The sequence below is a fragment of the Caulobacter sp. SSI4214 genome, assembly GCF_012184455.1.
Lineage (GTDB): Bacteria > Pseudomonadota > Alphaproteobacteria > Caulobacterales > Caulobacteraceae > Caulobacter > Caulobacter vibrioides_E.
Map to the genome: position 1 here is coordinate 1 of NZ_SZWJ01000124.1, position 10,294 is coordinate 10,294.

Consider the following 10,294-nt stretch of genomic DNA (forward strand, 5'->3'; position numbering starts at 1 on the left):
TAGTCCAGGCGGGCGCGGTCGCGCGGCGTGCGGTACAGCTCCGGCGCCTCGAACCACGGACGGCAGGTCAGCTCGCCGTCGAAGAAGCCGCTGACCAGGGCCTTACAGCCCTCGGGGCGGGCGTAGATGCGGTTGTCGACCGCCCGGATCTGGCCGCCGGCGTCGGCATAGATGCCCGAGCGCATGACGCCGACGATCTTGTTATTGCCAGCATAGGCGATGCCCGAGGCGACATAGAGACCCACGTCCACGGCCTCCAGCTCACCGTCGTTGATGCGCAGGTTGGCGTTCTCGACCGTGACGGCCCAGTCGCTGTCGCGCACCACGGGGCGGATCAGCACCGTCTCGTCGCCGCCGCCGATATAGATCCCGCGCGAGAAGCCGTCGACATAGAGGCCGTCCAGGCTGACCAGCTGCTGGCGGTTCATGCCGCTGATCACGAAGCCGGCCGAGTTGCGGGTGCGCGACGAGCCGGTCCAGTCGCCCAGGCGGACGATGCGGATGTCCTTCAGCCGGCTGTCGTTCGAGGTCTCGAAGGCGCCGCCGATGGCGGTGGCGGCGATCTCGACGTCCGAAGCCATGATCGTGCCGGCGGCCTTGACCACCGCCGAGCGGGTGCGGCCGATGAAGACCGCGCCAGCCAGCTCGATGCGGCTGTCACCAACGTCGAAGGCCGAGGCGTCGCCGTCATAGCGAACCGTGACGTTCTGCAAGGCGATCTCGGTGGCGCGGCCGACGATGCACGAGGCGGATCCAGCGCGGCCAGCCTCGATGCCCAGGCCCTGCAGCACCACGTACTGCACGCCCGAGGCGATGCGAATGCAGGGCTGATCGGGCGGCGCGATCAGGATCGGCCGATTACGGCTGGGCGAATAGTTGCGCGCGACGATCGTCACCGCCTTGGTGATGTTCAGCGACTCGACACAGGCCCCGCCGTTGGTCGAAGTCAGGGTCAGGGTGTCGCCGTCATAAAGCCGGGCGATCGTGGCCGAGACCTGGCCCGGATAGGCGTAGTCGCAATTGATCTCGCGCGAGACATAGCCGCCGTAGCCATAGCCGCTGCCGCCATACCCCTGGTCGCTGTAACCGTAGCCATAGCCGTAGTTGTAGCCATAACGGCCCACCACGCAGCGGCCGCGCACGCGGTAGTAGCCGCGCGCGCAGGGACGACGCTTGGCGTAGTTGACCTTGCATCCCTGCGAGAGATTGGGCTGGAGCAGAAGACCAAAGCACGGGCGGATCTGCTGGTCGACCTTGGCGTCGGGCGAGGCGGCGGCGCTGTCGGGCGCGGCCGACGCCAGGCCCAGGATCAGGACGGCCCAAAGCGCCAGGAAGCTGCCGAGGCGGCGCATCAGTAGTTCCCTTCGTTATAGGGGCGGCCCCCGCCGCGATCTTGGCCCGGCGCCGGTCCGGCCAGGCCGCCGTCCCGACGGTAATCGTCCGGCCGTGAGGGTCCGCGGTCGTAGTCGCCGTTGAGATACGGACGCGGCGGCAGGCGCTCGCCCGGCGCGCGGACGGGACGCGAGATCTGGGCCAGCAGCTGTTGCAGGCGTCCGACCGACGGCTTGAAGCCAGCCAGGGCGCCGTCGATCTGGTAGACCACCGCCTTGGCGCGATCCTGGTCGGCCACGCCTTGCAGGCCCAGCGAGAAGTAGGTCGACATGGCGTACTTGGCCTCGGCCGAGCCCTGCTTTTCGGCCTCCTCGAACCAGTGATAGGCGCGGGCGTAGTCGCGGGGGACGCCGACGCCCTCGGCGTACATCACGGCCAGCACCAGCTGGGCCTTGGACGAGCCATTGACCGCCGCGTACTGGATCGCCCGCACCTTCTCGATCGGCGACAGGCGGCCGGTGTTGGGGCGACCGATCATGCCCTCGAAGGTCTGGGCGTCGTTGACCGTCAGCAGCCGCTCGTCCGCCACGGGCTTGGGGATCACGCGCAGATAGGCCAGGGCCTCGCCGATGTGGATGAACGGCAGCTCGTTCAGCCGGGCGAGAGCCGTGTCGCGCGCCTCGCCCGACAGGTCCGACTCGTCGGAATGCGGCACGCCCGACTCCGGCGAGTCCGGCGGATAGAACTCGTAGGGCGGAATCCAGCGCTTGGCCTTGCTCTCGACGAACGAGCCATAGGAGGCCCGGGCCGGCGAGGAGCGCTCGAAATCCTTGAGCATGACGTAGGCCGAAACGTCGCCGGTCTGCACCGCCAGATAGTTGTAGAGATAGGCGTCGACGTCGTTGCGCTTGAACAGGTCCAACGCCGCCGGCGCGCCCCGCTGGCTGGGCTTGCCGTAGGCCTCGATGGCCTGGAGGTTGTCGGAGGGCTCGCCGAACGGTCCGAAATTGCCGTCGTGGATCCGCGCCAGGGTGCGGAAGCCGTCGGCCCCCTGGGTCGACAGGATGTAGATCACGCGACCGCGGACCTTCTCCTGTTCCTCGGTCGACATGCGCGACAGCAGGCGGTCCAGGGCGAAATAGGCGGTTCGGCGCTCGAAGGCGCGGCAGTCGTCGAAGCGCGAGAGAGCCTTCGATTCGGCGCCCCGGCGCTCGTAGGCCGAGATCGGCGTGTAGCCGTTCGCGTTGGCCAGGGCCACGGCGTACCAGACGGCCGACTCGACCGGATCCTCGATATTCTTGTCGGCCGCGCGCTGGCCTTCATAGCGTCGGGCCAGCTCCAGCTGGGCGAAGAAGTCCCCCCGGAACCCGCCCTGGCGCAGGGCGCGAATCTCTTGCTGCTGCTGGTTGAATTGACCCGAGGCGCCCTGGGCCGCCTGCGGTCGGGGACAGGCGCTGGCGCGCTTGTGGAACCAGAAACTCGGGCCGGTGTCGCAACCGACGAGGGGAATCACGACCGCGGCGACGACCGCGCCCACGGGCGCGCGGCGCAACAGCGCCGCGCGGTTCGCATAGACTGCCCCAGCCGCGTCGCGGAGCCTAAGAAGGCGCGCGATCGCGTCGCCGGCCTCGCGCATGAATCCCCCTTCAGTCGCCAGCCGTTAACCATAAAACAACGATCTCTCATGTGCCCCGGATCGGACACTGTCAAGGTCGCCGCCTCCATCGACCGGTGAAGACTTCACGACAAGAAAAGCGACTCGCCTGTCAGGGGAATTTCAATGACTTTGGCCGCCGTTCGCGCCGGGCCCAAGTCCCACTTAGTTTGCGGCCAAGGTCGGGAACCCGACGGAAGATCTTATCCACCGTCGGGTCCTGTCACGCCAAAGTTCAAAAAGGATCCGGCGGAATCAGCGTCCCGTCGGCATATCCTTGAACGGAACGTCCTTGTCGACGCGCACATCGCCGGGCAGGCCCAGGACCCGTTCGGCGATGATGTTCTTGAGGATCTCGTCCGTGCCGCCGGCGATGCGCAGGCCCGGCGCCCACATCAGGCTCTGCTGGAAAGCGCCCTCCGCGGCGGCCGTGTCGGGATCGGACAGGATTCCGTACTGGTCTTCCATCTCGACGGCGTTGTTGGCCATGTCCTGCATCTGGTTGGCCGAGATGATCTTGCCGATTGAGCTCTCCGGTCCCGGCGTCTGGCCGCGCGACAGAGCCGTCATGGTGCGGAACCGAGTGAACTTCAGCCCCTCGGACTGGACGTACCAGTCGGCCAGCTTCTCGCGGAACGACTGGTCCTTGATCGAGGGTCCGGCCGGGCCGGCCAGCTCGCGGGCCAGCTTCATGACATCGCGATAGTTGGGGCCGCTGGAACCGCCGACGGCCAGACGCTCGTTCATCAGCGTGACCAGGGCGACCTGCCACCCCTGCCCGACCTCGCCCAGCCGCTGGCTGTCCTTGACCCGCAGGTCGGTGAAATAGACCTCGTTGAACTCGCGCCCGCCCGACATCTGGTGGATCGGCCGGCATTCGACGGCCGGGTCCTTCATGTCGATCCAGAACATGGTCAGACCCTTGTGCTTGGGCACATCGGGATCGGTCCGGGTCAGGAGAATGCCGTAGTCGCAGTAGTGGGCGCCGGTGGTCCAGACCTTCTGGCCATTGATCACCCACTCGTCACCATCCTTCACGGCGCGGGTGCGCAGCGCGGCCACGTCCGAGCCGCCGGCGGGTTCGGAGAACAGCTGACACCAGATCTCCTCGCCCTTCACGGCGGGGGAGACGAAGCGCTTCTTGGTCTCGTCATTGGCGAAGGCCATGACCGTGGGCACGCACATGCCCAGGCCGATGGTGAAATAGCCGTAGCCGAGCCCGGCCTTGCCCTCTTCCTGGCCGAAGATCACCGACTGGATCGGCGTGCCGCCGCCCCCGCCGATGGCCGCGGGCCAGGTGATGCAGGCATAGCCGGCGGCGGCCTTGGTCGCCTGCCAGTCCTTGCCCGCAGCCATGTGCTCGGGCGTATTCGGCTTGACGTCGCCCCACTTGGCGCGGTGCGCGGCGGCGTTCTCGGCGAGCCAGGCGCGAGCCTTCTCACGATAGGCGGCTTCTTCGGGGGAGTCGTTGAAATCCATGATGATGTTCTCCCTTAGGCCGCGTTCTTCTGTTCCAGCTGGCTGACCAGCCGTTCCTTCCAGACCCGGGGCGCGCCGGCCACCAGGCTGAGCTGCCGCGAGCGGCGATAATAGAGGTGACAATCGACGTCCCAGGTGAAGCCCATGCCGCCGTGCACCTGGATGTTCTCCTTGCTGGCGAACCAGAAGGCCTCCGACGCGGCGATGCGGGCGGCCGAGGCGGCGATCGGCAGCTCGGGCGCGTCGTCGTTCAGGGCCCAGGCGCCATAGTAGGCGTTGGAGCGGGCCACCTCGTTCTTGACGTACATGTCGGCCAGCTTGTGCTTGATCGCCTGATAGCCGGCGATGACGCGGCCGAAGGCGTAACGCCCCAGCGCGTAGTCCTTGGCCATCTCCAGGCAGCGGTCGGCGCCGCCCAGCTGTTCGAAGGCCAGCAGAACGGCGGCCCGGTCCAGGATCGCCTGGACGATGTCGAAGCCCGCCCCAGCCTCGCCAACCCGCTCGGCGGCGGCGCCGTCGAAAACGATCTTGGCCACGCCCCGGGTGGGATCCAGACTCTTCAGCGTCTCGCGCTTGACCCCCGCGCCGGTCAGATCGACCAGGAACAGGCCGGGACGCCCGCCTTCGCTGGCCAGGACCAAGGCCATGTCGGCCACGTCGCCATCGGTGACGGGGATCTTGGTTCCCGTCAGCTTGCCGCCCTCGACCCGGCATTGCAGCGTGGCCGGCCCGACCACGCCAGGACCTTCCGAGGTCGCCAGGGCGCCGATCAGGTCGCCGGCGGCGATACGCGGCAGGACGGCGGCCTTCTGGGCTTCGGACCCGAAGGCCAGGATTCCCTCGGCCAGGCAGTAGACGGTGGACGCGAACGGGATCGGCGCGACGGCGCGGCCCAGCTCCTCGGCGATGGCGCACAGCTCGACGCGCCCCAGGCCCAGGCCGTTATATTGCTCGGGGATGCAGGCCCCCAGCCACCCCTGCTCGGCCACGCCCTTCCATAGCGCCGCGTCATACGAGCGGCCGGCGTCGTCCAGCACGCCCCGGACGACGCCGACGTCGCAATGGGCGGCGAGGAACTTTCTAGCCTCGTCCTTCAGGAATTTCTGGTCGTCCGAATAGTCGAAATCCACGAGCATCCTCCCTGGGCCACGCTCTTTGGCGCGGCGCTTTCGAAAGCACACTGAACGACGTTCACGCGAAGGGAAAGATTGACCCGGCGTCAAGAATTTCAGGTTCTTATACGCCCTTCACACGCAGTCGGACGTTACCTAGCGGCATGGCCAAGACCGTCTTCCAGAAGAACCAAAGGGTGTGGGTCGAGAGCATCGGCTGCTGGGCGACGATCGAGAAGATCGTGCCCATCTGGGCCAAGGGCTTCGACGAGCCGGTGCGCGTCACCTACGACGTGGGCCTGGGCCGCGAATTCCAGGCGGCCGAGCTGAAGGCCGAGGACAAGGCCGACGGACGGGAAGGCGACGCCCTGTCGAACTGGCGCGTGCTGCGCGCCCGCAACAAGTGGCAGCAGGAGGGCGACTGCGCCCACCATCCCCATCCCGGCACCTATCCGGTGGTGGTCACCGACGCCAATGACTGGGGCGGCTGGCGCACGCCGGGGGCCGAGTACGACCGCGATCCCTACAAGATGGAATATCAGGCGCGACTGATCGCCAGCGCGCCGCGCCTGCACGCCATCGCCCGCGAGGTGCTGACCCTGGTGGCCGACCATCCCGAGGACGCGCCGCCGGCCCTGACCGCCCTGGCCCAGAAGATCGTGGCGATCGAGCGCTATCTGCAGGAAATGCCCGCGGCCGCGCCCGGAACCTAAACGGTCGCGTCCGGTCGGGCTTTGAAATTGCCCTTCTTCCACGCCATCCAAAGGACGAGCGCCGCCACCAGCGTGCCGACGATCATGCAGGGCAGCGACGCTTCCGGACCAAAGGCCCCGCCGCTCAGGAACTCCGGCGCGCCGGGCTTGGGCTCGGAAATGAAGAGACTGGGCGTGCGCGGCGTGCCCGAAACCGACGCGCCCCAAAGCCAGCCCTGGGTGAAGTTCCATGCCGCGTGCAGGCCGACGGACATCCAGAGCCGGTTGCTGAGCAAGTAGAAGGCCGCCAGCAGAAAGCCAGCCTCGATCATGATCGCGACCGAAGACACCACGGTCGCGCCCGGATTGGCGAGATGCGCCGCGCCGAACAGCGCCGCCTGAGCGATCAGGGCGGGCCAGACGCCGAACGCGCGCATCAGCAGCCGCATCAGGATCGCGCGGAAGACCAGCTCCTCCATCATCCCCGACTGGATGGCGATGTTCAGCATCTGCCAGGGCGAGCCTCCGTGCGGACCGCTTATCCGATAGACCCCGATCAGGCACAGCGCGGCGATCACCAGCGCCATGATCAGCGCTCCCACCGCCCCGCCGACCAGCAGATCCAGCGGCGCGTCGGAAAGCTTCAGCTCCGGCGGCCAGCGCCCCTCGGCCAGTCTTACGGCGCCGGCGTAGACGGCGAACCCGGCCACGCACGCCGCCAGCACCTTCAGCGCGTCCAGCGGCGTCGATTTCGGCAGGAACTGGACGCCGCCATAGATCCCGGTGAAGACCAGGAACAGCAACACCATCCAGCCGACCGACCGCAGCCAGCGCAGCGGTCCAGGATGCAGAAAGCGCCGATCGCCGATGTCGAGTCCGCCGATGTCCGTGGCCAAGTTCGCCTCCCCTGCCCCTCGTCGATGTCGGAGCAACCCCTAATTCGCCCCTGGCCGTCAAGCGTCCCCTCGCGGAGGCTCGCCGACCGCATTAAGTAGGACGGATGCGCACCGACACCCCCCAGCCCGTTCGTCTGGCCGATTATCGCCCATTCCCCTTCGCCATCGAGACGACCCGGCTCGTCTTCGACCTGCACCCGACGGCGACGAAGGTGACGGCCGAGCTGGCCATCCGCCGCGTCGGCGACGCGACCGAGCCCCTGGTGCTGGACGGCGAACGGCTGAAACTGCTGTCGATCGCCATCGACGGCCAGGCCTTGGGCGCCAACCAGTTCGTTGTCGACGCCGAACACCTGACGATCGCCGAAGTCCCCGACCGGTTCGTTCTGACGACCGAGGTCGAGATCGATCCGTCGTCGAACAAGGCCCTGACCGGCCTGTACATGTCGGGCGGGCGCTTCTGCACCCAGTGCGAGGCCGAGGGCTTCCGCACCATCACCTACTTCCCCGATCGCCCGGACGTGCTGTCGCGCTACACCGTTCGGATCGAAGCCGATCGCAAGTTTCCGCACCTGTTGAGCAACGGCAATCCCGGCGCGTTCGGTCAGGTTGGGGAAACCCGCCACTTCCTGGAATGGACCGATCCCTTCCCCAAGCCCTGCTATCTGTTCGCCCTGGTCGCCGGCGACCTCGACGTCCTGGCCGACAAGTTCATCACGATGAGCGGCCGCGAAGTGGCGCTGCGCATCCTGGTCGACCCCGGCCAGGCCTCGCGCGCGGCCTACGCCCTCGACAGCCTGAAGCGCGCGATGAAGTGGGACGAGGACACGTTCGGCCGCGAATACGACCTCGATCTCTTCGCGATCGTGGCCGTCCGCGACTTCAATTTCGGGGCGATGGAGAACAAGGGGCTCAACATCTTCAACAGCGCCCTGCTGCTGGCCGACCCCGAAACCGCCACCGACCTGGACTACGAGCGGATCGAGGCGGTCGTCGCCCACGAGTATTTCCACAACTGGACCGGCAACCGCATCACTTGCCGCGACTGGTTCCAGCTGTGCCTGAAGGAAGGCTTCACGGTCTTCCGCGACCAAAGCTTCAGCGCCGATCAGCGTGGCGCGGCCGTGCAGCGCATCAAGGACGTCCGAGCGTTGCGCGCGCGGCAATTCGCCGAGGACGCCGGCCCCCTCGCCCACCCCGTGCGCCCGTCCAGCTATCTGAAGATCGACAACTTCTACACCGCGACCATCTATGAGAAGGGCGCGGAAATCATCCGGATGCTGAAGACGATCCTGGGCGACGCGGCGTTCCGGAAAGGCAGCGATCTCTATTTCGACCGCCACGACGGCCAGGCCACCACGGTCGAAGCCTTCATCGCGTGTTTCGCCGAGGCCTCCGGCCGAGACCTGACCGCGTTCTTCGACTGGTACGAGCAGGCCGGCACGCCGTCGGTGACCATCGACACCGACTATGACGCCGCGGCGAAGGCCCTGACCCTGACCCTGACCCAGTCGACCGCGCCCACGCCCGGCCAGCCGAACAAGAAGCCCTTGCCCATCCCCGTGGCGATCGGGCTTCTGTCGGCGGAGGGCGAGGTGCTGCGTGACACCGAGATCGTGCTGCTCGACCAGGCCCGCCAGACCGTGCGCTGGGAGGGCGTGACCAGCGCCCCGGTGCTGTCCGCGCTGCGCGGCTTCTCGGCTCCGGTGAACCTGACGACAGACGCCCGGGCCTCGGACCGCTACGTGCTGTTCGCCGCCGATCCGGATCTCTTCAACCGCTGGGAGGCCGGCCAGACCCTGGCGCGCGACCTGATCCTGGCCCGCGCCGCCGGAACGCCGGACGAGGTGGGCGAGGAGCGCTATGCCGACGCCCTAGGCCGCGCCCTGGTCGACGACGCCGCGGAGCCGGCCTTCAAGGCGCTGCTGCTGGCCTTGCCGTCCGAACCGGACCTGGCCTTGATGTCCGACCCCGCCGATCCGGCGGCCTTGCACGAGGCCCGCGACGCCCTGCGGACCCGCATCGCCGTGCATCTCGGAGACCTCCTGCGGCGCCTGCACGGCGAGATGCAGAGCGAGGGCGAATTCTCCGCCAGCGCCGAGGCCGCCGGTCGCCGCGCTCTGCGAAACGCCTGTATCGAGATCCTGGCGGCCGATCCGCGCGACGACAACCTGATGCGGATCGTCGGCCACTTCGAGGCCTCGCGGAACATGACCGACATGATTGGCGCCCTTTATCCGCTGGTCAGCATCGGCGGCGTCGCGCGGGAAAAGGCCCTGGCCAATTTCCACTTCGCCTGGCGGGCGGAGCCTCTGGTTCTGGACAAGTGGTTCGCCGTACAAGGCCGCGACCCGAACGAGGATGCGCTGGAACGGGTGATCGCCCTGACCTCGTATCCGGACTTCGAGCCGACCAACCCGAACCGTCTGCGCGCCTTGGTCGCGACCTTCGCCAACTTCAATCCGGCGCGGTTCCACGACCCCAGCGGCGCGGGCTACCGGTTCCTGGCGGATCAGATCCTGGCCGTGGACGCCTTCAACCCGACCACCGCCGCGCGCCTCGTCGACCCGCTAGGCGGCTGGCGACGCTACAAGCCGGAGTTGGGCCAACGGATGCGCGAGCAACTGGAACGCATCAAGGCCCATCCGGGGCTTTCCCGGAATGTCCTGGAATTGGTGGCCAAGGCGTTGGATCAGGACGATCCGCGCGGCGGATAATCGGTGGATCTCTTGCGACACATGGGCTCATCCGCGTGGAAATCGGCGGTTCGGCGGTGACGCGGCTAACGGCGGTACGATAGTTTACCCTATTCGGCGAAGTGACTCGCCGGGGGAACCACGGAGCCGTTGGGTTTGAAAAGGGGCATCGCGAGACTCGGGGGGCTGGCGAACGCCGGACCAGCCGCGCCCGCAGGCTCGCGCGCCAAGGCCCTGCGCCCGCCGTCCCAAACCTTCGTCCGCATCGCCATCCTGGCCGCGCTGCTGTTGCTGGCCGTCTACACCGCGTTCGGCGTCAAGCGCCTGGAGAACGAAGCCCAGGCGCGGCCGGGCGGCGCGCCTCTGGCGGCCAAGGCGCAATTGGTCGCCGGCCGCGTGGAGGCCAATCTGGCCGCCCAGCGCGCGGGGCTAT

Annotated in this window: 7 protein-coding genes and 1 pseudogene; 3 read left to right on the plus strand and 5 right to left on the minus strand. The window is 67.7% G+C overall.

Going from position 1 to position 10,294, the window contains the following annotated elements:
- The 4 genes from FCU40_RS21385 to FCU40_RS21400 form a co-directional block, all read right to left on the minus strand.
- Positions 1–1,352: hypothetical protein (locus FCU40_RS21385; protein ID WP_168077721.1), on the minus strand; the 1,352-nt coding region annotated here is incomplete at its 3' end.
- Complete coding sequence (locus FCU40_RS21390) at positions 1,352–2,968, minus strand: tetratricopeptide repeat protein (protein ID WP_168077722.1); 1,617 nt, start codon at positions 2,966–2,968, stop codon at positions 1,352–1,354. The genes FCU40_RS21385 and FCU40_RS21390, both read right to left, overlap by 1 nt.
- Positions 2,969–3,241: 273 nt before the next feature.
- Positions 3,242–4,465, minus strand: coding sequence for an acyl-CoA dehydrogenase family protein (locus tag FCU40_RS21395; protein WP_168077724.1), 1,224 nt, complete (start codon positions 4,463–4,465; stop codon positions 3,242–3,244).
- Positions 4,466–4,479: 14 nt separating this feature from the next.
- The gene (locus FCU40_RS21400) at positions 4,480–5,595 is read right to left on the minus strand and encodes an acyl-CoA dehydrogenase family protein (protein WP_168077732.1); all 1,116 of its coding nucleotides are present in this window, start codon (positions 5,593–5,595) and stop codon (positions 4,480–4,482) included.
- A gap of 146 nt (positions 5,596–5,741) precedes the next feature.
- Between FCU40_RS21400 and FCU40_RS21405 the strand changes: the two genes are divergently transcribed.
- Positions 5,742–6,290 carry a hypothetical protein gene (locus FCU40_RS21405; protein ID WP_168077726.1) on the plus strand — a complete coding sequence of 183 codons (549 nt, stop codon included), beginning with the start codon at positions 5,742–5,744 and terminating at the stop codon, positions 6,288–6,290.
- Here the strand turns inward: FCU40_RS21405 and FCU40_RS21410 are convergent.
- Positions 6,287–7,165 carry a type II CAAX endopeptidase family protein gene (locus FCU40_RS21410; protein ID WP_168077728.1) on the minus strand — a complete coding sequence of 293 codons (879 nt, stop codon included), beginning with the start codon at positions 7,163–7,165 and terminating at the stop codon, positions 6,287–6,289. The two genes, FCU40_RS21405 and FCU40_RS21410, sit on opposite strands and share 4 nt — an antisense overlap.
- A gap of 104 nt (positions 7,166–7,269) precedes the next feature.
- Between FCU40_RS21410 and pepN the strand changes: the two genes are divergently transcribed.
- Both pepN and FCU40_RS21420 read left to right on the plus strand, forming a co-directional pair.
- Positions 7,270–9,882 carry an aminopeptidase N gene (pepN, locus tag FCU40_RS21415; protein WP_168077730.1) on the plus strand — a complete coding sequence of 871 codons (2,613 nt, stop codon included), beginning with the start codon at positions 7,270–7,272 and terminating at the stop codon, positions 9,880–9,882.
- 147 nt (positions 9,883–10,029) lie between these two features.
- A pseudogene (locus tag FCU40_RS21420) lies at positions 10,030–10,294 on the plus strand (ATPase); the annotation flags it as partial.

Excerpts from the sequence above, each read along its gene's own strand:
- FCU40_RS21390 (WP_168077722.1), bottom strand. The coding sequence starts at position 2,968 with ATGCGCGAGGCCGGCGACGCGATCGCGCGCCTTCTTAGGCTCCGCGAC.
- FCU40_RS21395 (WP_168077724.1), bottom strand. The coding sequence starts at position 4,465 with ATGGATTTCAACGACTCCCCCGAAGAAGCCGCCTATCGTGAGAAGGCT.
- FCU40_RS21405 (WP_168077726.1), top strand. The coding sequence starts at position 5,742 with ATGGCCAAGACCGTCTTCCAGAAGAACCAAAGGGTGTGGGTCGAGAGC.
- pepN (WP_168077730.1), top strand. The coding sequence starts at position 7,270 with ATGCGCACCGACACCCCCCAGCCCGTTCGTCTGGCCGATTATCGCCCA.